This window comes from Frondihabitans sp. Leaf304 (assembly GCF_001423105.1).
Taxonomy (GTDB): Bacteria; Actinomycetota; Actinomycetes; order Actinomycetales; family Microbacteriaceae; genus Frondihabitans.
This window is the reverse complement of sequence record NZ_LMNV01000002.1, coordinates 2099521-2124655: the sequence shown is the minus strand read 5'-3', so window position 1 is coordinate 2124655 and position 25135 is coordinate 2099521. Positions and strand designations below refer to the sequence as shown.

Annotated in this window: 19 protein-coding genes and 1 pseudogene; 7 read left to right on the top strand and 13 right to left on the bottom strand. The window is 64.6% G+C overall.

Annotated features, from left to right (window positions below; all coding sequences use genetic code 11):
- Window positions 1–158 precede the first annotated feature (158 nt).
- Window positions 159–602 (top strand): hypothetical protein, encoded by a 444-nt coding sequence (locus ASF54_RS09640; protein WP_055961376.1) that lies wholly within the window; start codon window positions 159–161, stop codon window positions 600–602.
- Between the two features lie 688 nt (window positions 603–1290).
- Here the strand turns inward: ASF54_RS09640 and ASF54_RS09635 are convergent.
- Entirely contained in the window at window positions 1291–2178 is an 888-nt protein-coding gene (locus ASF54_RS09635) for a helix-turn-helix domain-containing protein (RefSeq protein ID WP_055961373.1), read from the bottom strand.
- Window positions 2179–2280: 102 nt separating this feature from the next.
- On the opposite strand from ASF54_RS09635, the gene ASF54_RS09630 reads away from it, so the two are divergent.
- Window positions 2281–3150: an oxidoreductase gene (locus ASF54_RS09630; RefSeq protein WP_055961369.1), complete on the top strand. Its 870-nt coding sequence runs from the start codon at window positions 2281–2283 to the stop codon at window positions 3148–3150.
- Window positions 3151–3306: 156 nt separating this feature from the next.
- Here the strand turns inward: ASF54_RS09630 and ASF54_RS09625 are convergent, their stop codons facing one another.
- The 5 genes from ASF54_RS09625 to ASF54_RS09605 form a co-directional block, all read right to left on the bottom strand.
- The gene (locus ASF54_RS09625; RefSeq protein WP_055962402.1) at window positions 3307–5013 is read right to left on the bottom strand and encodes a CBM35 domain-containing protein; all 1707 of its coding nucleotides are present in this window, start codon (window positions 5011–5013) and stop codon (window positions 3307–3309) included.
- 59 nt (window positions 5014–5072) lie between these two features.
- Window positions 5073–7043, bottom strand: coding sequence for a glycoside hydrolase family 127 protein (locus ASF54_RS09620; RefSeq protein ID WP_055961365.1), 1971 nt, complete (start codon window positions 7041–7043; stop codon window positions 5073–5075).
- Between the two features lie 3 nt (window positions 7044–7046).
- Window positions 7047–7940 (bottom strand): carbohydrate ABC transporter permease, encoded by an 894-nt coding sequence (locus tag ASF54_RS09615; protein ID WP_200919587.1) that lies wholly within the window; start codon window positions 7938–7940, stop codon window positions 7047–7049.
- The gene (locus tag ASF54_RS09610) at window positions 7940–8917 is read right to left on the bottom strand and encodes a carbohydrate ABC transporter permease (RefSeq protein ID WP_084816075.1); all 978 of its coding nucleotides are present in this window, start codon (window positions 8915–8917) and stop codon (window positions 7940–7942) included. Before ASF54_RS09610 ends, ASF54_RS09615 begins: the two co-directional genes overlap by 1 nt.
- Window positions 8918–8998: 81 nt before the next feature.
- Window positions 8999–10258 carry a sugar ABC transporter substrate-binding protein gene (locus ASF54_RS09605; protein ID WP_235480996.1) on the bottom strand — a complete coding sequence of 420 codons (1260 nt, stop codon included), beginning with the start codon at window positions 10256–10258 and terminating at the stop codon, window positions 8999–9001.
- 164 nt (window positions 10259–10422) lie between these two features.
- Here ASF54_RS09605 and ASF54_RS09600 point away from each other — a divergent pair, with 164 nt between their 5' ends.
- A complete protein-coding gene (locus ASF54_RS09600; protein WP_055961362.1) occupies window positions 10423–11445 on the top strand; it encodes a LacI family DNA-binding transcriptional regulator in 1023 nt (340 codons plus the stop codon).
- 11 nt (window positions 11446–11456) lie between these two features.
- Here the strand turns inward: ASF54_RS09600 and ASF54_RS09595 are convergent, their stop codons facing one another.
- The 5 genes from ASF54_RS09595 to ASF54_RS09575 all read right to left on the bottom strand — a co-directional run bounded on the left by ASF54_RS09595 (window position 11457) and on the right by ASF54_RS09575 (window position 15562).
- On the bottom strand, window positions 11457–12662 hold the full coding sequence (locus tag ASF54_RS09595) for a hypothetical protein (RefSeq protein WP_055961359.1): 1206 nt from the start codon (window positions 12660–12662) through the stop codon (window positions 11457–11459).
- Window positions 12652–13266, bottom strand: coding sequence for an ABC transporter ATP-binding protein (locus ASF54_RS09590; RefSeq protein WP_055961356.1), 615 nt, complete (start codon window positions 13264–13266; stop codon window positions 12652–12654). Before ASF54_RS09590 ends, ASF54_RS09595 begins: the two co-directional genes overlap by 11 nt.
- The gene (locus ASF54_RS16670) at window positions 13263–14192 is read right to left on the bottom strand and encodes a hypothetical protein (RefSeq protein WP_235480995.1); all 930 of its coding nucleotides are present in this window, start codon (window positions 14190–14192) and stop codon (window positions 13263–13265) included. The genes ASF54_RS09590 and ASF54_RS16670 overlap by 4 nt, the downstream gene beginning before the upstream one ends.
- 82 nt (window positions 14193–14274) lie before the next feature.
- Complete coding sequence (locus tag ASF54_RS09580; protein WP_055961351.1) at window positions 14275–14790, bottom strand: hypothetical protein; 516 nt, start codon at window positions 14788–14790, stop codon at window positions 14275–14277.
- 118 nt (window positions 14791–14908) lie between these two features.
- Window positions 14909–15562: a DUF6518 family protein gene (locus ASF54_RS09575; protein ID WP_157510100.1), complete on the bottom strand. Its 654-nt coding sequence runs from the start codon at window positions 15560–15562 to the stop codon at window positions 14909–14911.
- A gap of 437 nt (window positions 15563–15999) precedes the next feature.
- On the opposite strand from ASF54_RS09575, the gene ASF54_RS09570 reads away from it, so the two are divergent.
- The 3 genes and pseudogenes from ASF54_RS09570 to ASF54_RS09560 form a co-directional block, all read left to right on the top strand.
- A complete protein-coding gene (locus ASF54_RS09570) occupies window positions 16000–16908 on the top strand; it encodes a hypothetical protein (protein ID WP_055961345.1) in 909 nt (302 codons plus the stop codon).
- Window positions 16899–18176 (top strand): hypothetical protein, encoded by a 1278-nt coding sequence (locus ASF54_RS09565; RefSeq protein ID WP_055961343.1) that lies wholly within the window; start codon window positions 16899–16901, stop codon window positions 18174–18176. The genes ASF54_RS09570 and ASF54_RS09565 overlap by 10 nt, the downstream gene beginning before the upstream one ends.
- A pseudogene (locus ASF54_RS09560) lies at window positions 18128–18697 on the top strand (ABC transporter ATP-binding protein); the annotation flags it as partial. The gene ASF54_RS09565 and the pseudogene ASF54_RS09560, both read left to right, overlap by 49 nt.
- A gap of 672 nt (window positions 18698–19369) precedes the next feature.
- On the opposite strand, the gene ASF54_RS09555 reads toward ASF54_RS09560, so the two are convergent.
- On the bottom strand, window positions 19370–20368 hold the full coding sequence (locus tag ASF54_RS09555; protein WP_157510099.1) for a hypothetical protein: 999 nt from the start codon (window positions 20366–20368) through the stop codon (window positions 19370–19372).
- 184 nt (window positions 20369–20552) lie between these two features.
- Window positions 20553–21344 carry an alpha/beta fold hydrolase gene (locus ASF54_RS09550; RefSeq protein ID WP_235480994.1) on the bottom strand — a complete coding sequence of 264 codons (792 nt, stop codon included), beginning with the start codon at window positions 21342–21344 and terminating at the stop codon, window positions 20553–20555.
- Window positions 21345–21701: 357 nt separating this feature from the next.
- On the opposite strand from ASF54_RS09550, the gene ASF54_RS09545 reads away from it, so the two are divergent.
- Window positions 21702–25067, top strand: coding sequence for a type ISP restriction/modification enzyme (locus ASF54_RS09545; protein ID WP_055961333.1), 3366 nt, complete (start codon window positions 21702–21704; stop codon window positions 25065–25067).
- Window positions 25068–25135 lie beyond the last annotated feature (68 nt).

The following is a 25135-nucleotide window of genomic DNA, read 5'->3' as shown; positions in this document are numbered from 1 at the left end:
CGTGGGATGCGGCGGCTTCGCTCCCCTCTTCGCCGCCTTCCGCTCCTTCTTCCCCGCCTTCCCCTTCCTCCTCTGCTTCGGTGGCGTCTCGCCCTGTAGGGCTAGTGCCGCGCCCTCGGGCCTCGCGTCGGCGGATCGCCCTCGTCGCAGGCATCGCTGTGCTGCTCGTCGCAGGCGGAGTCGCCGCCGGCCTCCAGCTCGCTCAGCACAGCGCCGCCGCTGCGACCGCCACCGTGCTGAGCCGCGCCGAAGCCGACTCCGACCTCGGTCGCGCGCTCGCCCGCCCGCAGCAGCCGTCCGACCTGCCGCTGGGGTACCAGTCGGGCTCGGGCTCGGCCTACCCGGGCGACTCCTACCGCCTCCTCTTCGACGGTCAGCCGCGCGCGGGATCGGCCGTTCTCCGCTGGCGCGTCTGGATCGGCCAGGGCATCGACGCCGATCACCTGTGCCTCGTCGCCGCCTACGACTCGTCGCGCGGTGTCTCGACCTGCCTGCCACGCGCCGAGATGCTCACCTCGACGGTCACACTGACGAGCCCGGTCGGCGTGCAGCCCCTCTCGGTCGCGATCACGGCCGGTCGGGTCGTCGTCGACGTCGGGTGAGTGCCTGTCACATCACGCGGCGTTGGCCAGGGTGCCCGCGACGACAATTCAGGCCATAGGCGTCAGCCTGGCCGGGGCGCTGCAGGTTTCGCCGGGCTGTGCCGCTTATGGCCTGAATTGCCGCACCCGCGTGAGCCGGTGGCCGGGCGGCGGGTTGGGCCGGCCGCGGGTGGGCGGGTGGCCGGGCGGCGGGTTGGCCGGGCCGCGGGTCGGGCGGCGCTCGGGTCGGGCGGCGCGGCCGCGTTCGGCAATTCAGGCTTGTGACGTGCGGCTGGGCTGAGCGCCGCAGGTTTTACGAGGCCGGGCTGCTTATGGCCTGAATTGCCGCACCCGCGTGAGCCGGTGGCCGGGGCGCGGGTCGGGCCGGCCGCGGGTGGGGCGGGGCTCGGGCGGCGCGGTCGCGTTCGGCAATTCAGGCTTGAGACGTGCGGCTGGGCTGAGCGCCGCTGGTTTTACGAGGCCGGGCTGCTTGTGGCCCGAATTGCCGCACCCGCGAGAGCCGGTGGCCGGGCCGCAGAGCGGGCGGGCTCGGGCGGCGCGGCAGCGTTCGGCAATTCAGGCCAGAGACGCGAGACTCGGCGCCGCGGGGGCTTGGCACAGGGGACCTGTTGCCTATGGCCTGAATTCCCGACGGCGACGGCGACGGCGACGGCAACGGCATTGGCAACGGCAATGGCAACGGCAGCCGTCAGCCGCCGACCCGGCCCGGCCGGTCGGCGTCAGCCTCCAAGGCGTCCACCTCAGGCGCCGCCGCGACCCCCACGCTCAGCGTCCCGAGCAGCCGCAGCAGTCCGGCCGAGTCGGCGTCGTCGGCCGCATGCAGGATGACCAGGAGTTGCCCGTCGGTCCCGCGGATCCCGAGCTTCTCGCGACGCAGCGTCAGGTCGCCGACCTGTGGGTGGCGGTACTGCGTGGTGCCGCCCTGGCCCGCACGCACATCGTGTCGGGCCCACAGTCGGCGGAACTCGTCGCTGGCGAGCGACAGCTCACCGACGAGCTGCACGACGCGCGGGTCGTCGGTGTCGGTGCCGATCGCCGCCCGGAAGTTCGCGACGATGCCGGGGAGGAGGCGCGACCAATCGGGGTAGAGCGCGCGCTCATCGCGGTCGAGAAACACATCGCGCAGGCGGTTGCGGCCGACGGCGAGGCTGGGGTTGAGGGCGGTCGCTAGGTCGTTCGTGGCGAGCACGTCGAGGGCGCGGCTCTCGACGAAGGCCGGCAGGCCGAGCACTCCGAGCAGCTGGCGGATGGATTCGGGGGCGACTTCGCGTCGGATCCTGGGCTTCGCGGTGCGACCGGAAGCCGGCTGACCGAGCCGGACCAGATGCTCGGTCGCCTCGTCGTCGAGCTGGAAGACCCCGGCGAGCGCGGTCAGCACCTGCACTGAGGGGTTGCGGTCGCGGCCCTGCTCGAGGCGGAGGTAGTAGTCGGCGCTGATCCCGGCGAGCATCGCGACCTCTTCGCGGCGAAGTCCGGTGACGCGGCGGAGGCCCCCGACCCGCAGGCCCACGTCGCTCGGCTGCACGAGTTCGCGGCGTGCGCGGAGGAACTCGCCCAGCTCCGTCGACTCGCTCATGGGGCAACGCTAACCCCGCGCGCCCCGATCGTGCCTGGCCCTGCCAGACCCAGGAACGCCGGGGCACTGCCGCCCACGCTCCACCGGGCGCACGATGGATGCATGACCAACACGACTCTCCCCGGCGGCGTCTTCTCGGCCGCGCCCGACCTCCAGCTCACCCGCGTCGGATACGGCGCCATGCAACTCGCCGGCCCCCACGTCTTCGGCCCTCCCGCCGATCGCAATGAGGCGCTCGCCGTGCTGCGCGAGGTCGTCGAGCTCGGCATCACGCACATCGACACCGCCGACTTCTACGGCCCCTTCGTCACGAACGAGCTGATCAAGGAGGCGCTGCAGCCTTATGCGAGCGACCTCCGCATCGTCACGAAGGTCGGTTCGCAGCGCGATGACGAGGGCAACTGGATCCCGTCGACCACTCCCGAGTCGCTGACGAAGCAGGTGCACGACAACCTCGGCCGTCTCGGCGTGGAGGCGCTCGACGTGGTGAACCTCCGTGTGGGCGGGTTCGACGCCCCCGAGCCAGGCTCGATCGCGACCGAGTTCGAGGCGCTCGTCGCCCTGCAGAAAGAGGGGCTCATCAAGCACCTCGGGCTCAGCACCGTCAACGCCGAGCAGATCGCCGAGGCCCAGTCCATCGCGCCCATCGTGACCGTGCAGAACTTGTACAACATCGCCAACCGCCGAGACGACGCGCTGATCGACTCGCTCGCGGCGCAGGGCGTGTCGTATGTGCCGTACTTCCCGCTGGGCGGCTTCACTCCGCTCCAGTCGGAAACTCTAGGATCCGTCGCGGCCGAACTCGACACCACCCCGATGTCCGTGGCCCTCGCCTGGCTCCTTCAGCGGTCGCCTAACCTGCTGCTGATTCCGGGTACCTCGTCGCGTGCGCACCTCCGCGAGAACGTGGCCGGCGCCGGGCTCGAGCTGTCGGCCGATGTCGTCGCGCGCTTGGATGCGATCGGCGCCTGACGCCGACGCCCCGGGGCTGACGGGATCACCCGACGCGTATCCGGGGCGCACGCGAAAAGCGGAGCCGGCGCCACACGCGCCGACTCCGCTTCTTCGCAGCCCTGCCTCACCGGGGCAGAGCAGCCCCGCCCTCCCGGGGCGAGACGTCGCCCCGCCCTACCGGGGTGTGACCGTGATCGAGTCGAGCTCCGCGAATCCGGTGCCGCCCGCGTAGTTCGGGCTGCCCTTCGCGAGGCGGATGACGTTCGATCCGGCCTTGAGCGTCACCGGGGTCGTCACCGAGTTAGCGAACGTTCCCCAGCTGCCGGTCGTCGGATACGACACGTTCGTGAACGCGCCGCCGTTGTAGGCGAGCCCCTGGGTCGCGGTGGCCGTGCCGCCGTTCGCGTAGCGGATGCCGAGCGTGTAGTTGCCGGCGGTCGGCACGTCGACGAGGAAGTCGACGAAGCTGTCGCTGCGCATGTCGGCGGAGCCGTCGATGCGGCCGACGTAGCCACCGTTGCTGGCGCTCGCGGCGCTGAGACGGCTGGCGTTCACGACGGTGGCGTTCTCCGCCTCGTACGTCTGCTGGTACGCGGTGGTCGGTCCGCTGGTCGGGGTCACGACGATCTGGTACGACGCCCGCGAGTCCTGGTTGGTGATCGGCACCGTGACGGAGCCGTTCACGACCGGGAGCGTGGACGTCGTCGGCGTCGGCGCGGCAGCATTCGTCTGGCGGCCGGTGATTCCGGATGCGGCGAGGCTGACGCGAACGGACGACCCGAAGCCGCTGAGGCCGTCGATGCGAACGCTGTTGTCGCCGTATGTTCCGCCCGCGACGACGGTGGCGATCTTCCGTGTGCTGTCGAGCGAGGCGATACCGTCGAAGTCGCCGGACGCAGTGACGGGAACCATGTTCCCCGTCATGGCGCCGTACCACTTGTACATCCAGTAGCTCGCGGTCGGGGCGCCGTTGTACAGGAGGCCGTTCATCGTGCCGGATTCGTACCAGTACGCCCGCTCGGCGTCGCGGACGCCGTACCTCTCGAACTGCGAGATGTAGTGCAGAGCGGCGCTCGGCACGTCGACCTGGTCTGTCCAGGCGTATTCGTTGATGGAGATCGGTCGGGGGCTGATGCCGAGAGACCGTTCGATGGCACGGTAGTCGGCGATGTGGTCGCCGATGCCAGCCCATCCCTGTGACAGCTCGTGCCAGACGACGACGTCGGGCAGTGTTCCGTCTCTCTTCGCCTGGGTCAGGAACGAGACCATGAAGTCGTGGTTGTAGATCGATGTTCCGGGTCCGATGATCGGAGTCACCGTGTCCTTGGAACGGATCTCCCGGTACGTGCGGGTCCAGCCGTCGTTATAGGGCCCTGCCTTGGCGGTGTCCCAGGTGCCGTCGGGCTCGTTCCAGATCTCCCACCCGTTGATGCCCGTGGTCGACTTCGCGGCGAGGCGCGCGTCGACCATGGTGTCGACCTTCTGCAGCCAGTCGGACCAGCTGACCCATTTGTAGGGGAAGTTCGGGTAGATGTCGGGCATGCGTATGCTCTGCTGGGCGCCGACGGAGGTCAGGGTGTTCGCGACCTTGAGCGCGTCGCCGGTCGGCTCGGTCGCGCCGTTTCCGAGCTGTTGGACGCCGGGAGCGGGCTGGGTCATCTGGTTCAGATGGAGGGGAACGAGCAGTGACGCGTCGGGCGTCGTCGCTGTCGCCACACCGTAGAGCCCGCCCGAGGCCACGTGGGTGACCGGCCGAAGGGCGCTCGCCGCGTTGACGACGAGTGTGTTGCCGGCTGCGTTGGCCGGAAGTGCCGGGATGATCAGGGCGGCGCTCAGCGCGGCCGCCGTCCCCAGCCCGATGGCAATTCGTGTTTTTCTCATGACGCTCCTTTGCGTTGTCGTCGCGCACCGGTCGGTGCGCTTTCTTTCGTCCGAGGCGATCAGGCGGTCGGCAACCACACCCGCATGGTCGACGGGCCCTCGTTCGCCCAGGTGGCATAGGGGCGAAGGATCCCCTCCGACGCCCCCCGACCCTCGTCGGCAGGGGCTTCGCCGTACGGCCACCCCGCGCGTCCGAGGCCGTCCGTGCCCTCCGCTCCCGCCGTTCCGGGCGCGGCAGGCGTCACCAGCGTCACGCCGGCCCCGGTGTCGGTCGTCAGCAGCGGTGCCGAGGTGTCGACCCGCACGTCGTTGACCGTGCGCTCGGACGCCTGCTCCTCGAGGCAGAGCACGAGCGGCCCGCGCTCGACGGCGACGGTGCCGCGGACGGCGTCGATCCGCGGGTCGGGTGTGACCCAGCGCGCCTCCATCGGCAGGTCGAGAACGACGGTGTCGCCGGGGGCGAACCGGCGCGTGACGCTGACCGTCTCGCCGTCGACCCGCTCGGGAGCGTCGTGATTGACGGTGACGTCGGCGTGGCCGGCCCAGGCGGGGATCCTGAGGGTCAGCGTGACCTCGCTGGTCGTCTGCTCGCGCGCGGTGACCACGATGCGACCCTCGGCGGGGTAGCCGCTGACGACCGAGAACGAGACCGGGGTGCCCGACTCGAGCGTCGTGTCGATGTCGTAGCTGCCGTACTGGTGCAGCTGCACACCGTCGTGGGTCTTGGTCGCGAAGTAGAGCTCGACGCTGGCGAGAGTGCGGGCGACGTTCGTCGGGCAGCACGAGACCTCGAACCAGGGTGCGCGGAGGCTCGACAGGGCCCGGGCGTTCAGCTCGTCTTCGTCGGGCACGGTGCCCGGAACGCGCTGGTGCAGGGTGTTCGTGTAGAAGAACGCCCGACCGTCTTCGCGCGGTGAGGCCATGACGTTGTTCAGCAGCGTTCGCTCGAGTAGATCGGCGTACTTGGTGTCGCCGTGCTGCAGCAGCAGCCGCCACGACAGCATGTTCGAGCCGATGCCCGCGCAGGTCTCGGAGTAGGCGCGGTCGGGCGGCAGCTCGAAGTCGGCGCCGAAGGCCTCGTCCTGGTGGTGCGATCCCATTCCGCCGGTGATGTAGGTGCGAGTCGCGACGGTGTGGCTCCACTGCCGCTCGACGGCTGCGGCGAGGGCCTGGTCGCCCAGCTCGACCGCGACGTCGAGCGCTCCGGAGGCGAGGTAGAGGGCGCGCACGGCGTGACCGCGGAGGGTCTCGGCTTCGCGCACCGGCTGGTCGTCCTGGAAGTACTCCTGGCCGTACTCGATCGGCTTGAGCAGACCGCGGCCGCGACGCTCGACGAACAGCGCCGCGAGCTCGAGGTAGCGGGCGTCGCCGGTCGCGCGGCCGAGCTCGGCGAGGGCGGGTTCGATCTCGGGGTGTCCGCACACGGCCTCGCGTCCGGACGGGCCGAAGGTGGCATAGAGGTGGTCCGCCAGGCGGATGGCGACATCGACGAGACGGCCGGATCCTGCGGTTCGGATTCGCGCGACGGCCGCCTGGATCAGGTGCCCGAAGCAGTACAGCTCGTGGCCCCACTCGAGGTTCGAGTAGCGGGCGGGCTGGCCGGGGCGGCCGAAGCTGGTGTGCAGGTAGCCGTCGGCCTCCTGCGCGGAGGCGACCCGGTCGACGAGGGAGTCGTAGCGTTGCTGCAGGTCGGGGTTCTCGCCGTGGCCGAGATCCCACGCCATCGCTTCGAGCAGCTTGTAGATCTCGGAGTCGACGAACTCGATGCCGGAGTGCTCCCAGCCGGTGTCTCCGCTGGCCGCCCGGTCGAAGTTGCCGATCCAGCCGATGCGCTCCATCCACGCCTCGCAGTGGGCGAGGACGACGTCGGAGTTCTTCTGCTGCCACGAGCGCCAGTAGCCCTCGGTCAGCCGGATCTCGGTGGAGTCGAGCGGGGTGAGCTTCGAGGTGGTTGGGGCGACGGGGCCGCCTCGGAAGGCGGAGTGCGTCTGTGGGTCGGAGGGGGTCGGGGTGTCGACGAGCTGGGTCATGGGTCAGTCCTTCACGGCGCCGGCGGTGACACCGGCGGCGACATAGCGTTGGGCGACGACGAGGAGAATCGTCGCGGGGATGGAGGCGACGACGGCGGTGGCCATGATCGCGTTCCAGTCCTGGTTGTTGTTGCCGATGTAGCGGTAGATGCCGAGCGTGATCGTCTGCGACGTGCCGCCCGAGTTGAGGGTCGACGAGAAGACGAAGTCCGACCAGGCCCAGAGGAACGCGAAGAGGCTGACCGTGACGACCGAATTGCGGCTGACCGGCAGCACCACCGAGGTGAACGTGCGCCAGGTGCTGGCGCCGTCGAGCTTCGCCGCCGACATCAGCTCGTCGGGGATGCCCGACATGAACGCGGTGAAAATCAGCACGCCGAACGGCACGGCGAGGGTCGAGTCGGCGATGATGAGCCCGCCGGCCTGATTCAAGATGCCGAGGTTGAGATAGATCGCGTAGAAGCCCATCGCGATGATCACCTGCGGGATCATCTGCGCGACGATCAGGATGAATGACAGGGCGCCACCGCCCCGGGGGCGGAGCTTGGCCAGCGCGAACGCGGCCGGTGCCGAGACGGCGACCGTCAGCACGACGGTGCCGAGGCCGACCAGCAGGCTGGTGCCGAGGTAGGGCAGCTGCTGCTGGATCACCTGGGTGTAGCCGTCGAAGGTCGCGTGGAAGGGGAACCACGATGGCGGGGTGCTGCGCATCTCGGAGGCAGGGGTCAGCGAGACGTTGACCATCCAGTAGACGGGAAACAGCATGATCGCGGTGAAGAGCACGCCGAGGGCGGTCTTCCACATTGTGCGCGGGCCGCGGTTGCGCTTGGGTGCCGAAGCGGTCGACGCCCCGGGGGCCGGGCGGGCGCCGGCGGGCCGGGTAAGGGTGGCGGACATTACTGAGCCTGCTTTCTCTGCACGCGCAGGTACAAGAACCCGAAGATCAGGGCGATGACGATGAGGAGGTTGCCGACGGCCGCGGCCGGGCTGAAGTTCGGCAGCGTCGAGCCGAATCCGAGCTGGTACGACCAGATGGCGAAGGTGGTCGACGCGTTGCCGGGGCCGCCCTTGGTCATGATCCAGATGATGTCGAAGACCTTCAGCGTGTAGACGAGGCCGAGCAGGATCGTGATCGCCGAGACCGGCTTCAGCAGCGGGAACGTGATGCGCCAGAACTTCTGCCAGGCGTTCGCCCCGTCGAGCGAGGCGGCCTCGTAGATGTCGGTCGAGATGTTCTGCAGCCCAGAGTAGAGAATGACGAGGTTGAACGGGATTCCGATCCAGATGTTCGCGATGATGACCGCGATCAGCGCCCACTGCGGCGACGTGAGCCAGTTGATGCCGGTGCCGCCGAACGACGTGATGACCGAGTTGATCACGCCCGAGTCGCTGTTCATCATCCACGACCAGGTCGAGGCCGAGACGATCAGGGGCAGCAGCCACGGCACCAGGAACAGCGCTCGAAGGGTCGACGAGAGACGGAAGTTCTGGAAGAAGAACACCGCCAGCGCCATCCCGATCGAGAACTGGAAGGCGATCGACACCCCGGTGAAGAGGAGCGTGTTGCGAAGGGCCGGGCCGAACGTAGGATCCTGGAACACGGCTACGAAATTGGCCAACCCGACGAAGGGCGCTGTGCCGTCGATGAACGACCGCACCGTGTAGTCGCGCACCGCCAGGTCGACGTTCTTGATCAGCGGGTAGGCGTAGAAGATCACCAGGTACGCCACGACGGGCAGGATGAACGCCCACGCGGTGAGCTGGTCGGCGCGGAAGCGCCTCTTCAGCGAGGGGCGGACCGGGGGCCCGGCGTCCACGGCCGGGCTCCCGGCCGGCGGAGCGGCCTCGGGGCGTTCGATGATGGTGTTGCTCATGGTGCGTGCTCCTTCGAGGCCGCTGGTGTTCGGGGTGCTGCTGGCCCGGTGTCGGTCTGGCCGTGCGCCGGGCCGCTGGTGCTACTTGGTGGCTGCAGCCGCAGCCGTTTGGGCCTGCTTCAGTGCGTCCTCGGCCGACTGCGAGCCGCTGAGGCTGTTCTGCACGGCCTTCCACATCTGCTCCGAGATCTTCGGGTACTTCGTGCCGAGGTTGTCGCTGGTGCGGCCCTTGGCGTCGCCGACCGCAGTCACCCACGGCTCGAGGTCGGGGTTGTCAGCGACCTGCTTCTCTTGCGCGGCCTTCGTCGGAGCGACGTACGAGAGCGTGTTGTCGGTCGAGACGACGTTCGCGGTGCTCGTGAGGCACGACTGGATCTTCGCCGAGACGGCGTAGCGGGCGGAGTCTTTCTGCACGGGGATCGTCAGGAACTCGCCGCCGGTCGGAGCGGGAGCGGCTCCGCCGTCTTTCGCCGGGATCGAGATGATGCCGTAGTCGATCTTCGAGGCCTTGACGCCGGCGAGCTGCCAGGTGCCGTTCTCGCTGAAGGCGAAGTCGCCGGTGAGGAACTCCTGCCACGACGTGGTCTGGGTGTTGTTGATCACCGAGTTGGGGGCGTAACCCTTGTTGACCCAGTCGGTCCAGAGCGACAGGGCTGAGACGGCGTCGGACGAGTCGAGCTGGTCGAGGTTCGCGCCCGATCCCCAGTACCAGGGCAAGAACTGGAAGCTGCCCTCTTCGGTGCCGATCCCGGCAAAGGTGATGCCCTTGTCTCCCTTGGCCTTGACCTTGGCGAGTGCATCGGTCAGCGACGACCAGTCGGTGATCTTCGCGGGGTCGACGCCCGCTGCCGACAGGATCTTCTTGTTGTAGTAGAGGGCGAGGGTGTTGGCGCCGATGGGCACGCCGTACGTCTTGCCGTCGACCTGACCGGCGGCGAGGATGTTCGCCTCGATGTCGGTCGTGCTCGTCTTCGTCTCGGCGGTGTCGGTGAGCAGGCCGGCGTCGGCGAGCGTCGAGACGACGGGGTTGTCGACGAGCAGCAGGTCGGGCGAGTTGCCCTGCTGGCCGGCGAGGAGGGCCTTGCTCGTCAGATCGGAGGTGTCGTAGCCGGTCCGCTTGACGGTGACGCCGGCTTCGGTGCCGCACTTCTCGACGAGCTTGGTCCACGCCGACGAACCGTCGAACTGGGGGTACGGATCCCAGAACGTGTAGGTGCCGGAGGCGGCCGAGCCGCCGTTGCCGCCGGCGCCGCCGGTCGAGCAGCCGGTGAGCGCGGCGGAGGCGGTGGCGATGCCGACGAGCGCGGCGAAGGCGCGCTTGCGGCGAGGGGTGAAGATCACAGTGATTCCTCTCTGAATGCAGAGTGTCTGCAGGTTGCCTGGGTCAAGAGAGGCCCGCTGTGAGGGTGATCTCTCCGATGAAATCAAAACCGAAAGCGGTTTCGGTAGGAACCTAATAGCCGATTAGTTTGCTTGTCAACGACTTCATGAACTAATTTCGGAACATGGCCGAACAGCAGCGGGGCGACACGGGCGCTCTCCCGAAGTCGACGCTCGCCGACGTGGCCCGCCTGGCCGGTGTCTCGATCGCCACCGCGTCGAAAGCCTTGAACAAGAAGACCCACGTGCGCGAAGAGACACGCAGGCGCGTCGAAGAGGCGGCCAGCTCGCTCGACTTCACCCCGAACTTCTTCGCCAAGGCCCTGAACTCGACGCGCACCAACACCATCGGCATGATCACCAGCGACCTCGACAACCGCTTCGTGCTGCCGATCCTGCTCGGCGCCGAAGACGCGTTCGGTTCGGGCTCCCTCTCGGTGCTTCTGGCCGATGCTCGTGACGACGTTCTGCGCGAGCAGCTCCTGGTGCAGACCCTGCTCACCCGGCGCGTCGACGGCCTCCTCATCGTGGGTCGCACGACGAACTCTCGCCCGCCGGCCACCGTTCCCGGCGACGTGCCGGTCGTCTACGTCTACGCCCCGTCCGACGACGACACCGACACGTCGTTCACGCCCGACAACGTGATGGCGGGCCGTCTCGCCGCCGAGCGCCTACTCAAGGCGGGCCGCACCCGCATCGCCCTCGTCAACGGTGAGGCCTCGTACGCCGCCGCCCGCGATCGCGCGGAGGGTGTCGCCCAGGCGATGGAAGAGGCAAGGATCCCACTGGTCGGCGGCAAATCATTGTTCGGTCAGTGGGGCGAGGGCTGGGGTCGCGACTGTGCGCGGCTCCTCGCTTCGGCGCACTCCGACCTCGATGGCATCGTCGCCGGCAGCGACCACATCGCCCGCGGCGTCATCGACGCCCTCCGCGAGGAGGGCCGCCGCGTTCCCGACGACGTCTCGGTGGTCGGCTTCGACAACTGGGACATCCTCGTGCGCGAATCCCGCCCGCCCCTCACCAGCGTCGACATGAACCTCGACGACCTCGGTCGCTCCGCCGCCCAGGCCCTCGTCGACGCGATCGACGGTCGGCCCCGCACCGGCCGGCACGTGGAGCCGGTGCGGTTGGTGGTGCGGGAGAGCTGAGGCGTTCAGTATTAGTCGAACTCCCGCTGGAGCCGCATCAAGTCGAGGACAGGTCTCCGCGCATGCCGGGCGAGCATCACGCGCGAGGCGAGGACGTACGCGACTAGAAGCAGCACGGCTACGGCACCCGCGTTCACGAGGGCGCCAACCAGTGTGAAGCGGGTCGGGGCGATGAGGAGCGCGAGGGCGCTGACCGGGATGCCGATGGCGGCCGCCATGGCGAAGAGCCGTCGCATCCGCGTGCGGTAAATCGTGATGACAAAACGCGGTGAGAGGTTGAGGTTTTTCATGACGCCCATGTCTCTGTTGGAAAGGGTCAGCCAGGAGTTGAGATTGAGGAAGACGAAAAGGAGGCAGAAGAGGGTGGCCGCCGCAACGATCAGATAGCCCATGCCCGTGTTGGCATTCAGCGAGGCCGACATGTCGGTGAACGATCGGAACGTGTAGTCGGTGTCGAAACCCGCCTTCTCGATGGCCTGGGCGCTCTGATCCACATGGCCGAGGTCGTCGACATAAACGAAGATCGTCGAGAGGACACGCACACCGTAGGGGTTGTCGTCGTCGTACCGTTTCTGGAAGGTCGCCCAGTCCACCCCGTAGGCGACCTTAGTGATCTCGGCGAACGTGCTGCCGTTGACGAGGATGTTCTGGTCGTCCAGTCGACTGAGCACCTGAAGGGGAGTATTGGGGCTGAGTCGTGTAGTTCGTGGAACGTCGACGGGAGCTGCCGATGCGCTCGAGAGCCCGCCGGCCTCGACGCGAATCTTCGGCACCGACAGCTTCAGGTCCCGACCGCTCGTCGAGGTGGAGAAGGCGTCGCCGTCCGGCATCGACGGCTGGTCGATGAGGCGCTGACCGCCCGGGCCGAGTCCCGTGATGAAGTACGTCCGTCCCGTGGAGTCCTGGACTCCGAAATCCAAGTCGAACCGACCCGTCGTGAGGGCGGAAGGATCGATCGCCGAGACGACCTTTTCGATCTTGGTGATGTCGGAGAACTTCAGGGGAGTGGGCTGTCCGGCGTCCCCCGACGCCGTCACGGCGATGACGTGCACGTTCGCATTCTCGGTGAAGTCCTGTCCTGCCTGTGCGTGCTGGCTCTGCACCACGGCCAGCAGAATCCCGAGGAGGGAGGCCGTCCCGATGAGGAGCACCGCGAAGATGCGCAGGTACTTGGCAGCCTTGCCGGTGACCTTGTGGGCGAGTGCGTCATGCCGCATGGATGACCTCCAGCCCCGAAAGCGTGAAGAGCTCCGGGTCGATCAAATTGTCCGCCAGGTGCGGGTCGTGGCTGACCACGATCAGCGTCGCCGTGAAGGCTGCGTCGATGGCGTGCATGACAGCAGCCGCCGTAGCCGGGTCCAAGGCCGAGGTGGGCTCGTCTAGGAGGAGGACGTCAGGATCCGCCACGAGGCTCTGCGCCAGGCGAACGCGTTGGCGCTCGCCACCGGACAGCAGGACAACCTGCTCGGAACCGAGATGCTCGACTCCCATGGCTCCCAATGCGGCTTCGGCACGATACCGGGTCTGTCGCTGCGTCAGCCCGCTCTCCGCCAGCGCGAAGCTGACGTTCTCGACAGAGGTGAGCTTGGAGAACAGGGTGTCGTCTTGGAAGACGTAGCTGACACGGCCGGGAGCGGCGATTTCACCGGATGAAGGGGTGAGGTAGCCGGCGATGAGGTTGAGGACGGTCGATTTGCCCGAGCCGCTCGGGCCACTGAGTACCGCCCTGGATCCTTGACTCACCCGAAAGGTGGTGTTGCGAAGTACGGGCCGCGTCGAGAAGCCGAACGAGACGTCGGTGAAGTGGATGGTCCCGTTCACGGCAGATCGATCGTGGCGATGTCGCCGTTCTTGTACACGGTGATCGCTTTGGGGCCGACCCGGAAGTCGACGAGTCCGCTTTCGCTTCCGACGATCTTGTGGGTGGTCGCGTCCAGGACATCGAGCCGGAGGTCGGACTCCTTGTCGACGTAGACGCGGGCAAACAGATTCTCGTCGTCGAAGAAGTAGCAGAGGTCACTGCAGTCGAAGTGGTCGGAGCCGGAAGTGACTCCAGTGGCATCGGCAAGGTAGAGCCGTCCGGCATGGCTGTACACGCCGCCCTTGGCGAGGCCGGTCTCTTTCACGGTCGGCGTGGCGTCCGCGTCGGCCACCGGCAAGGAAAGCAGCGTGTATTTCTCGGTGTCGTCGTCAAGAGTCGTGTAGTAGAGGGTGGAGCCGACGATCGCCCCGGAATCGATCAGGCCCTTCGTCTGCGGGTATGTCACCAACGAAGAGCCCTCGAGCCGCACGATGACGCGGCTCTTCTCCGCGCCTGAGGAGTCATAGCGGCTGGAGGTGAACAACGATGTCGTCCCCGCGTGGGCCAGGGGGAAGAGTCCCTGGTCGGAGTCGGCCCTGACGACCGTGTCGACGGAACCGCCGTCGACTTTGACGATTGTGAACCCGTTGGTGAGGCTCGACCCGGCGGTGTACAGCTCTGACGGGTTGGGAAACTCGTACTGGAAATAGTTGTCTTGATCGCTCTTGGAGACGACGGTCTTCGTCGCCGTGTCGTAGGCAAGAAGCCGCTGGCTGTACCGGTCGAACAGGATGATCTGGTGCTCACCAGTCGCCGCGGGAAGCCGGACTGCGGGCGGGGATGACTGCGGCGCGGCAGGGGTGGACGATTGGCTCGTGCAGCCGGAGACCGTGATAAGGGTTACCGCGGCAGCGGCGAGGATGACGGAGATGAGGGGGCGGTTCACGAGCATAGGGCCTTCGGTGCGGGAGTGGTCGGACGTGACGATCGGGCTGCCGGCATCACCGGCAGCCCGATCCGTGTTGCTGTTACGCCCCGGCGCTGATCTGGTACACGCGGGTATCGGAGGAGACCTTGACGACGGCGGTGTTCACGATCGAGATCGTTCCGCCGCGGTAGTCCTTTCCGGGCGTGACGATCATGTTCGAGCGGTAGTCGGAGCTTTTGGCGCCGTTGGTGTTCTCCCAGTACTTCTCCGGAGTGTTCACCTGCACCCACGAGGAACCCTGGCCGTAGCTGATGCCGCCGGTGCTGACGCCGATGTCGAAGCTCGCGCCGTTGCGGATGGCAGCGCCACCGTGCCAGGAGGTGCGGATTCGCGTGACCTTCTTCGAGCCGCTGTAGACGGCCGAAACCTGGTACTCCCACTTGCGAGTGTTGCCGGAGACGGTGCCGTCACCGGTGGTTCGCCACGCGTTGGACGTCAGTGTCCCGCCGCCCCCGGAGAGTGTCACCTTGCTCGAGTCGGCGGAGGCATAAGCCGGAATCGCCGTACCGGTCAGAGCAACAGCGAGGACAGCCGCGGCGATGATTCGTTTCTTCATGTTTTCCCCATGTGATCTGCTCGCATGGTCTTGGCGCCAACTGCCGGCCCCCACCGATGCGATGCTTTTGCCAGAAATTACTGGGTGGATTCCCAGGGCGTCAATAAGGTACTTGTGTCTATCCGATCAGGCCGGACGCGAACGCTATGTCTTGGATCACGAAGACGGCCGCGACGGACAGGGGAATGGCGAAGGCGAGGCTGAGGATCCGCTGCCACCGTGTGCGTCCCATCGCGATGACGCCCACCGTGCACACGACATCGAAGAGCGCTTGCCCGAACCGCGTTGCGGGGGAGGCCTCGAGGAGACCGCGGAGGGAGAGCCACACCTGAATGACGGACTCATCACTGAGGGTGACGGCGATCGCGACGGCCAGGGCAGCAGCCCCGAGGACTGGGTTGGCCCTTCGAAGAGCACGGGAGGTGATGAAGACGTAGAGGGGGCACGCCGTGACCGCGAGAACACCCCAGATCATCGCGAAACGCGGCGTCGGAAAGCCGTAGACGATTTCGGACGTGGCGTAGTACGAGAGGCACATGGCAACGAACAGCACGGCCGCCGACACGGTCGCCGTAACGCGACCGGGAACGAACCGAGCAAGGACGACGAGAACCACGACCCACAGAGCCGGGTAGGTCGTGACATCGGCGAGCCAGTTCACCCCGGACTGGTCGGCCGCTTTGGCGACGAAGCCGAGGACGCCCCCGACGAGGAGGCTGAGACCGACGATGACGAGGGGAGTTCGGGTTACCCGAAGGGAGCTCTGGGCCATGAGATCTTTCTGCTTTCGTGCGACCGGCACGCGCCTGCGCTGAGCGAGCATCGCTCGATTCGCTACAGTAACGGCCCTCACGACCGGGAGCTCCTTGCGTCGGGGTCTCGGCCGGCAGCCGGCTTCGCACGTCCTCTCAGAACAGGCCTCGACCTGAGCAGCCGAGGACCACGTGTGGAGTGTCGACGCGCGACGTCGACGTCCTCGGGAGGTGAGCCGCCCAGCTTGCGGGAGGCCCGGCTCTCCAGTATTAATATTCCAAAGGGAAGCAGATATTCATCTGCTGGGGACCGGTCGGTGAATGCGTGCTTTGCGATTGGCGTGCAGCGCGGTATTCGTCGCGCCAGCAAAGGCGCGCGACCAACCTTGTGCCTTGCCCGTGAAGCACAATTGGAGTGAAAATACACGCGTCTGAGCGAATGAGTCCACTACGCCTCGTGACCATCGCCCTCCTCGTGAGTCTCTTTTCGACCATGGGAGGGGTGCTCGGAACGTACAACCAGATCCAGACCGCACTCTCTCTCGAGGGGAACAACCTCTACTCCAGTCAGAGCGTCGACGTGGACGAAAAGCCTTCGACGATTCGGGATGCCCTGGAAAAAGCCGGTGCGAATGCCCGGGTCTTTCGCGATCTGACGAACGACGGAACGGTACGGGCCGTCATGGAGTTCGGGCGTCCGTCACCCTTGCCTCTCCATTCAGGACGGCAGCTCGGGTCGAGCAGCGACCGCGGCGCGCTGGTGGGTGCTGATGTCGAGGTGACTACCGACAAGGGCCGCAAGTCGTACGTGTTCCAGGGTGTTTCTTACCCCGTCGTCGGTCACCTGGGGCTTCATGCCGAGAGCCTGCTTTCTCGCGCCGTCCTTCTGAAGGGTGCCGATCTGTTCGACGGGGACGGCAAAGCTCGAATGGTTGTCGATGGCCCTGATGTCGCCGACATCCTGCAGGGCTACTCCGTGACACCCGCGACCCACGACGGGGGAACAGATCGACGGACGAACATCGATTTCGTCTCACCGGTTCTTCTGGGCTTCGGTTGGGCGTTGACCGTAGTCGGGTCGGTCGTAACCCGCCTCCTCGCTGCGTCTTACGGCCGTCGGCTCTGCGCCGTCCGGTTTCAGCTCGGGCACCAACGCGTGAGGATCCTCGCCGCAAGTACTGCCCGTCTCCTCCTCGGCGCGGCCGGCCCGCTGCTGCTTGTCTGTGTGATCACGCTGACCCGGTCACCCCCGGTTCAATCAGCTGGGTCGATTCTGTGGAACACGCTGGCGCCAGCAACTCTGATCGTCGTCAGCTTCGTCCTCGCGAGCGCCCGGACCATCTGGAGGAAGCCTTCATGGGCCTGATCGACAACTTCCGGGGAACGTGGCTCCCGACCCTGGCCAAAGTGGTGATCATCACCTTGCTCGCCGTGACGGTCTACAACCTCGCCTCGTTCGGGCAGTCGAGCCGCGACGCGGTCAACCGAAGTTTCGCAAGCTCCGCCAGCGTCAACTTCTACGGTCTATCGGACCAGCTCGCGGATCCTGAGCAATTCGAGCAGTACCGGTCATCGCCGGAGAACATCCGGAAGATCGCGAGGTTCTATGACGACGTCCGCGCCGACGACCGACTCAAGGTGTTGTCGATATTCGATCAGAGCCTCCCGATAGCCGACTTCACAGGTGACGAGTCGTTCGAATACGGGTACGGAACCGAGATCGGAACCCAAGGGCCGCACGACGAGGAGGGCCTCGGCACCGACGTGGTGAACGTCAAATCCGTGCAGATGAATAAGACCGCGTTCTACTTCTTCAACCTCAAAACGGAGTCCGGCACTGCCCCGAACTGGGACGAGGTCGATTACGCCGCCGACTCGATTCCGATCCTTCTCGGCGCCGATTATCGCGACGTGTACGAGATCGGCGACACTCTCAAAGGCAACTACTACTCTCAGATCGCTGAGTTCAGGGTGGTCGGATTCCTCGAGTCCGACTCATCGGTGTTTTACCAAAACACCATCAACTTCTTTCTCGACGACTACGTCGTGATTCCGTATCCACCGACCATCGCTGACTTTCCCGAGTCGGAGTCGTACTTCTACGGCATTCTCGCCTTCGCGATGATCAACGCGAACGTCGCTGCGAGTACCGACATGAGCAGCGACGCCGTGCTGAGTGCACTGCAAGCAGCGGCCGCCCGGTCGGGGTTTCACCAATTCGCCCTGATAGGGGTTCCGGCCTACATCACCCAATTCGGCCTCGTGAGATCTCTGATCACCGACAACCTGGGTCTGCTCGTGGCGATCGAGATAGTGCTCGCGCTTGGGGCGGCCGTGGTCGTCGCGGCCCTGACGCACCGAAACCATCGTCGCCGCGGCCAACGCGTCCGCACGCAGTGGGCTCTCGGGTGGAGTCCTGGGCGTCTCGAGCGAACTGCCATCGCGACGGTAGTCGTCGAGTACGCGATGGTGGGGTCTCTCCTCGCTCTCGTAATCAGGCTTCTTCCCAACCACGACCCCGGCAGCGGGTACCTACTGTCACTCGGCGTAGTCGTGATGTTCGTGGGCGACGCCGTTTGGCAGCGATGGCTGCTGAAGAAGACCATCTCCGAAGCTTCGAGGAACACGGCATGAACCACATCATCCAATTGCGCGGCATCTCGAAGTCGGTCAAGGAGCCCAACGGTGAGACGCGGATCCTCTTCGACGACCTCGACTTCTCCCTGTCGGAGAACGAACGATCGATCGCGCTCCTCGGCAGAAGCGGAAGCGGGAAGAGCTCGCTTCTGAGGATCCTGGCCGGCCTCGACATCGGCTACCGGGGCGACTACTTCTACCGAGACCAGCTACTCCCGCGCACGGCGAGCGCGATGGCGAAACATCGACTGGACCACATCGGCATCGTGACGCAGCGCTACGACCTCATCAGCGACCTCAACGTCGTACGGAACGTCAAGCTGGCCCTTCGCGGCGGTGCAAGTGCTGATGAAGAGGCCGAGAAGGCTCTCTCCGCGGTCGGCCTCACCGGCTTCGGCAACAAGCGAGTCCGCAGGCTCTCCGGTGGTGAGGCCCAGCGAGTAGCGATTGCCCGGGCCATCGTGAAGGCTCCCGAGCTCCTCCTCGCCGACGAGCCCACGGGTGCCCTCGATGAGGACACCGAGAACGAGGTGCTCGATCTCTTCACCTCCCTGGGCGATTCAGGGGCACGGCTCGTCGTCGCGACCCACAGCACGCGGGTGGCGGACTCCTGCGACCGCAGGCTCCTCCTCGAGGGGAATCGGCTCGTCGAGATCCCGTGACCCGTTCATCCGTTGATGGTTCCGGCTTGCGGGGAGTCGAGGATCCCACTGGTCGTCGCGTGAAGCCGGTGCGGTTTGGTAATTTCCCACGTCTCGCACACGCGGCCTGACGAGCGCCCCCAACTGGTGGCAGCGATGCCAACGCCTCTCCTTCTACGGTGGGCGAGGGGCTCCGGCTGGGCGCTCCGGGGAATGGGGGCTTCATGTCCGATACGACACTTGCAAATCGAGTTCCGGGCGAGTCGCTAATGGCAGCGCTCCGGGATGCCGTGGGGCCCGAGGGCCCGACCTCCTTCGCGTCTCGGCTCTTCGGCCACAGTCCCATTCCTTCGACGGCGCGCAGCTGGTACGTCGGTCTGCTCGGCGAGCAGGCAGTCGCAGAGCGGCTCCGCCGACTTCCGGAGGGGTGGCGCGTTCATATGAAATGGTCAGCTGATTCCCCGCTGATAGACCAAGGGGGCGCTGGATCGTGGTGGACCTGCTGTGGCAGCGAGACAGGTAGCGTCCACGCTTCCGCGGGTGATGAGCCTAGGGCTCGATGATTTCGAAGCCAGTGATGTGGCCCGCAGGCACCGCGAGCCGGATTGCTTGTCGGCCAATGAGATCAACGAGGTCGTCGGTTGGCAAACGCGGAAGGAGGATTACTGGACGCGCCACAATGCTGTGCCGCTCCGCGGTAGCGATGTAGTCGAGCACCTGTCCGATGGCGAGTCGGACATAAGGCCGCGCCTCTGACTTCTTCGCCTCAACTATCCATGACCGAGCGGGCACGTAGAAGTCCGGTTGGATCACCGATCCACCGATCGGGAGTGATAACAGCTCAGCTGGCGTGTTCTGCGATGCCAGCCACGCACCAAAGCTCGCCTGGAGCTTGAATTCTTCGTAAGTTACAGTCCGCCCGAGGTCTGCAGACAAGTCGTCCGTGGCTGACCGCGCGTGGAAAACACGGCTATCGTGCTTCGGTGCGCTCCAGACGCGCCGAACCGGGGCCGTGCTGACGCCTTGTCGAAGATTTCCGGGTTCGCCCGACAGGCTCGGAACCTCAGAGGCGCCGTTCGAGATTTGGGCTGTAGGCGCGGCGCCCTCGATCAAGTCGACGATTGCTCCTCCAGCTTCTGCGGTGAGGTCGAAAAGGTAGCCGAGATTTACATAGCCGACGCGGCCGCCCTGGAGGAAGAAGGGGGCATTGGTGTGTGTTTGCGACCTACGAATCTCGAGTGGGATCTGATCGCGATGAAGAGGTGTCGGCAACTCCTCGTACGCGGTGAGAATGAGCTGACCATCGTCATCCCAATCGTTCGATTCGAACGGACGCGCGGAAGCCACTGCCGCCCGGGTGACGCGGCTGAGCGCTCGCACGTGGAGATCGGCGTAGTGAATGACGATGTCGCCAACGGCAACCCTCCGCATCGAGGACCAGTGCGACTTGCGATGGCCATTGTTGTTTCGGGAGGGCGCCCAGAGGATTCCCCTGTCGCGCTCATCCTGGTAGTTGCCGCCTTGCACAACCCACCAATACGACGTCACTATCGGCCCCTTTATCGCATTGCAAGTGCGTGAATGTGCGCGGTGGTCGTCACGCTGGGCCATCTGAAATCAATTCGCTGCCGTCCAGGCGTCGCATCAAGTCGGCCGCACGGGGCGATAATTGCTCAGTTTAGTCGCGAGCAGTAGGTCTCGCCGGCGGAATGGTGCGGCGATGCCCGGGTGTTTAGTCCGCGAGGACAGTGCGCAAGGCGCCTATCCACTGGTCGAAAGCGTCGAGATGCGCATCGTGGGAGGCAGCGGTCGCGTCGATGCATCGAGCATTCCGGCCGCGACGGACGAACTCCGACTTCTGCTCCTCCGTGAACATGCCGCCGTCGGCGTAGACCAGCAGGGTCGGTGCCTCGATCGCCTCCCACTCGGTCCAGCGCGGTTTACCCATGGCCTCGACAGTGGACTGCATGATGTCCGCGTCGAAGCGAGGGTGCAGGCCGTCGGGTCGCTCGTCGAGATCCTCGACCCAGGCGCGTTCGAGCGGCCCGTCCCCAAGGGCCGCGGCTGCCTCAGCTCGATCCGAGAACGGGACGTCCCAGGAGCGGAAGAAGTCGCCGAGGGCGGTGTGCTCGCTCGCCGTCCCGCCGCCCTGGTTGCCCTCGATTAAAACGAGCTGACGCACGAGGTCCCCCCGCGCCGCGGCGACGAGCATGGCCGTGTGGGCGCCCATCGACTGGCCGATGAGGATCACCGGCTCGGATGCTTGCTTGGTGATGACGTGGACAACGTCAGACACGAAAGCGTTGCGAGACGTGTCGGCAGGCCTGGTGGTGCTGCGCCCGTGACCTCGTTGATCGATAAGGATCACTCGCCGCCCGCTGAGGGCCTCGGCGGTCGGGATGAACTCTCGGCTGCTCCCGGCGAGGCCATGAAGAATCACGACTGCTGGCTCAACACCCTCGAAGATCGTGTAGGCAATCGTCACCCCGTCGCTGACGGTCGTCTGCTTCATCACGGGGGCCACGGGTTCAGCCTATGGGGGCCTCGTGCCCATGTTGAGGGCCCAGAGGCGAACCGCGGTGGCGTCGGCGAAGCGGGTACGTCCTTGTCCCCCTTATTGGGGTCACGGGGATTCCTCATAACCCCTGAGACTTGGGTTCTTCTCACTTTTCTCCAAGGAGCTCCATGTCGTCCACCGAACCTGTCGCTCGCCACCGGGTCGCCTGCCTCGTGCGGGGAATCCGTCCCCTGACTTGGATCGGCTTAGGCGGCACGCTGCTTCTGGGGCTTCGTAAGATGAGACCGACAGGTTCGAAGTGATTTGTGACTTCGGCCACTCCGCAGTGTCACTCGACATTGCTCATTCGCAAGGGGGCAGGGCGTGACAGCTACGGACGTCTATTTGAAGACCATTACGATAATCGCGGCATCCGGGGACGCGACCGAACACACCTACCGTCCAGCTCTTAAGACGTGGATCGAGGGTTTGTCCCCCAAAGTCACGGCGACCAACGAGCCCAAGCAGGCGGCCGCGAATGCTCCGGACTTCGACATCAAAATCACCCGACGGCATGGGGCTTTGTCAATCGGAAAAGTTGAGGCCAAGGATCTGGCGATATTGCCTGGCCTAAAAGCAATTGAAGACGATTCAGCACGGGAGGTTCCGAAAACGACGAACGGGTCCCAATTGCGGCGTTACCGCCGTGCATTCCCGAACCTCTTGATCACGGACTATTTAAGTTTTCGCTGGTATCAGAACGGCGAGCTCAAACTAGTTGCCTCCCTGGGCACCGCTAAGGGTGGAAAAGTCGCGATTGACTCCAGCGGAATCGGGGAAGTGGAAGGACTCGTTAGGGCGTTTGCCGCTCATATTCCCGAGAAGCTCAATTCTGCGCCTGCTTTGGCGAGGAGGCTGGCCGGCCTTGCTGCAATCATCCACGATGTAATTCGCCAATCATTTGCGACCAAATCTTCGTCGGCCGAAACCTTGGGCCTCCTCCAGGCGTTCCGAGACACGCTCGTGCCAGACCTCAGTGAAGAGTCTTTTGCCGACATGCTCGCGCAGACAATCGCATACGGCATGTTCGCGGCGCGCGTTCAACAAGACGATGGAAAGGCTTTCACCCGCGCACAGGCGGCTGCCCTGATTCCTAGGACCAATCCGTTCTTACGAGGCCTCTTTGCCCACATAAGCGGCCCCGATTTGGCGGATGAGCCTTACGCCGGCACCGTCGAAGATCTTGCCCAGCTGCTCAACGACGCCGATATGGAAAAGGTTCTCCGTAATTTTGGTGGCGAGAAGAGGGACCCCATAGTCCATTTCTACGAGACCTTTCTAAGCGTCTACAACCCCGAGCTACGGGACATCCGGGGCGTTTACTACACGCCGATGCCGGTGGTTGAGTTCATCGTGAACTCCGTGGACCGAATCTTGCGCAGTACCTTCGACATGGCCGAAGGCGTCGCCGACATTTCACAGGGTGACGATGGCGAGCATAAGGTTCTGGTTCTGGATCCGGCTACCGGGACGGGAACCTTCCTATACGCCACGGTGGCGAAGATCCGTCAAGAATTCATCGATCAGAAGAAGACGTCCATGTGGTCGTCCTACGTCTCAGAACACCTCTTACCGCGGATGTTCGGTTTCGAACTCATGGTGGCTCCCTATGCGGTGGCCCATCTCAAGTTGGCTCTGCAGCTCGCAGGAAAAGATCTGCCCGCCGACGAACGTGAAGACATTGCGTACGACCTGACCAAGGACGAGCGCATCGGCGTTTACCTTACAAATGCACTAGACCCAGGCGAGGCCCACTCCACACTTCCACTTGGCAAGTTCATCTCGGATGAGGCCAACGCGGCATCGAGTGTCAAAACGGACAAACCCATCATGGTTGTGATTGGAAATCCGCCATATCAGGGACATTCCGCCAACTCTTCGACAAGACGCGAGCAGTGGCGAAAGGTGAAAGGAAAAACACAGTACAAGACTATAAAAACGGCAATAGGTAAGTTACTCGAGGCCTATTACCGGGTTGGAGCAACCCCCTTGGGGGAGGGGAACTCGAAGTGGCTACAAGACGATTATGTGAAGTTCATTCGGATGGGTCAGGCGAGGATCGAGGAGACAGGGAAGGGCGTTCTCGGCTACGTTACGAACCACACCTACTTAGATGCTCCGACCTTCCGGGGCATGCGGCATTCGCTACTCGAGACTTTCGACGACATCTACGTCCTGGACCTACACGGATCGACGCGACGGCGCGAGGTAAATCCGAACGGAGACACGGACGAAAACGTCTTTGACCAGATTCAACAGGGTGTGAGTATCGCAATTTTTGTGAAATCCTCGGGAGAAACTGCGTCCGCTCAAGTCCATTACGCCGACCTTTGGGGAACACGCGCGACTAAGTATGCGTGGCTTGAGACTGAGACGGTGGAAACGGTCTCTTGGGAAACGTTCACACCGACGGCGCCATTTTTTGCTCTACGGCCGCAGGATGCCGTCATTCGAGAGGAGTGGGATGAGGGCGTATCCCTGACGGATCTCTTTCCCATTTACTCGACGGGTATCGTTACCCATCGCGACGAATTTGCGACCGATACCCGCAAGCTTCGACTTCTCGAGCGGCTGACGGATTTCACAGATGTATCCCTTACGGACTCTCAGGTGAGAACGCGTTTTTTTGGCACCAAAAGTCGCACGACTAGCAAGGGCATCACGTATTTACCAGGAGACAATCGCGATTGGACGATGTCCGCTCGCCGAGCCGCCCTCATAGCAGATCCAGACCGAGCCAAAAAGGTGTTGTCCTACGCCCATCGGCCATTCGACAGTCGTTGGGTCGTGTATCACTCCGATGCCATTGACGGCATGAAATACGAGGTCATGCGCCACATGATGGCCGGTGCAAACCTTGGATTTATTTCCGCGCGGAGCAACAAATCACAGATTCAGGACCAGTTCTTCGTAACTGATCAGATGAGTGAGGTGAAGCTTGGAGAGGCAACCACCGGTTCAGTTCTATTTCCCCTTTGGCTCTACCCACTTCAGGAAGACTTACAGGCACGTAACGGCCAGGCAAGCTTTGCCCTGGACGAAGAAAGACTTCCTTCACCAACCGCAAACATTAGTCAGCTTGCAAAAGATCGCCTGCAGGATGACCTCGGCCTGATCTTCGTCGAGATGGATGAGGGTGATTTAATCACCACCGTCGGCGCTCGCGATATTTTCGACTATGCGTATGGAATCGCTCACTCGCGAAACTACCGGCTTCGCTACGAACAATTTCTTCGCTCGGATTACGCGCGAATTCCCATTACTCGAGACGTGCAGACCTTCCGCAATCTCCGGAATTTTGGACGCCAGTTAGCGGATCTCCATGTCCTAAAAGCCGCTGGTCTAGACACAGGGATCGTCAATTCTCCAACGCATGGAAACAACCTCGTGGACGCAATTCAGGTCTCCAAACGTTGGGAGGAAACCAACGACTTGGTCGGTCAAATTATTCTGAGCACGGACGGCGGCAAAAGTGGCGGACCGCAGGTCATTGCTGGTGTGCCGGAGCGCGTTTGGCGTTTCCAGGTGGGTGGACATCATGTGCTGCACAAGTGGCTCGATGCGCGAGCGGGAGACACGCTTTCTCATTCCGAGATGACCCACTTTCTTCGGACGATTAATGCGATCGCCCGCACTCTCGAGACGATGGATCTAATCGATGAGAAGATCCCTGATTGGCCTCTCGTATAACTCCTCAAGAACAACCTCTTCTTTAAAGACCCTGCGGGACAGCTGAGGCAACAGCGCAAGATCAGGGA

Coding starts and splice junctions, on each gene's coding strand:
- ASF54_RS09575 (WP_157510100.1), bottom strand. CDS start 15,562: ATGGCCCAGAGCTCCCTTCGGGTAACCCGAACTCCCCTCGTCATCGTC.
- ASF54_RS09565 (WP_055961343.1), top strand. CDS start 16,899: ATGGGCCTGATCGACAACTTCCGGGGAACGTGGCTCCCGACCCTGGCC.
- ASF54_RS09625 (WP_055962402.1), bottom strand. CDS start 5,013: ATGAGAAAAACACGAATTGCCATCGGGCTGGGGACGGCGGCCGCGCTG.
- ASF54_RS09630 (WP_055961369.1), top strand. CDS start 2,281: ATGACCAACACGACTCTCCCCGGCGGCGTCTTCTCGGCCGCGCCCGAC.
- ASF54_RS09580 (WP_055961351.1), bottom strand. CDS start 14,790: ATGAAGAAACGAATCATCGCCGCGGCTGTCCTCGCTGTTGCTCTGACC.
- ASF54_RS09620 (WP_055961365.1), bottom strand. CDS start 7,043: ATGACCCAGCTCGTCGACACCCCGACCCCCTCCGACCCACAGACGCAC.
- ASF54_RS09610 (WP_084816075.1), bottom strand. CDS start 8,917: ATGAGCAACACCATCATCGAACGCCCCGAGGCCGCTCCGCCGGCCGGG.
- ASF54_RS09635 (WP_055961373.1), bottom strand. CDS start 2,178: ATGAGCGAGTCGACGGAGCTGGGCGAGTTCCTCCGCGCACGCCGCGAA.
- ASF54_RS09600 (WP_055961362.1), top strand. CDS start 10,423: ATGGCCGAACAGCAGCGGGGCGACACGGGCGCTCTCCCGAAGTCGACG.
- ASF54_RS09595 (WP_055961359.1), bottom strand. CDS start 12,662: ATGCGGCATGACGCACTCGCCCACAAGGTCACCGGCAAGGCTGCCAAG.
- ASF54_RS09615 (WP_200919587.1), bottom strand. CDS start 7,940: ATGTCCGCCACCCTTACCCGGCCCGCCGGCGCCCGCCCGGCCCCCGGG.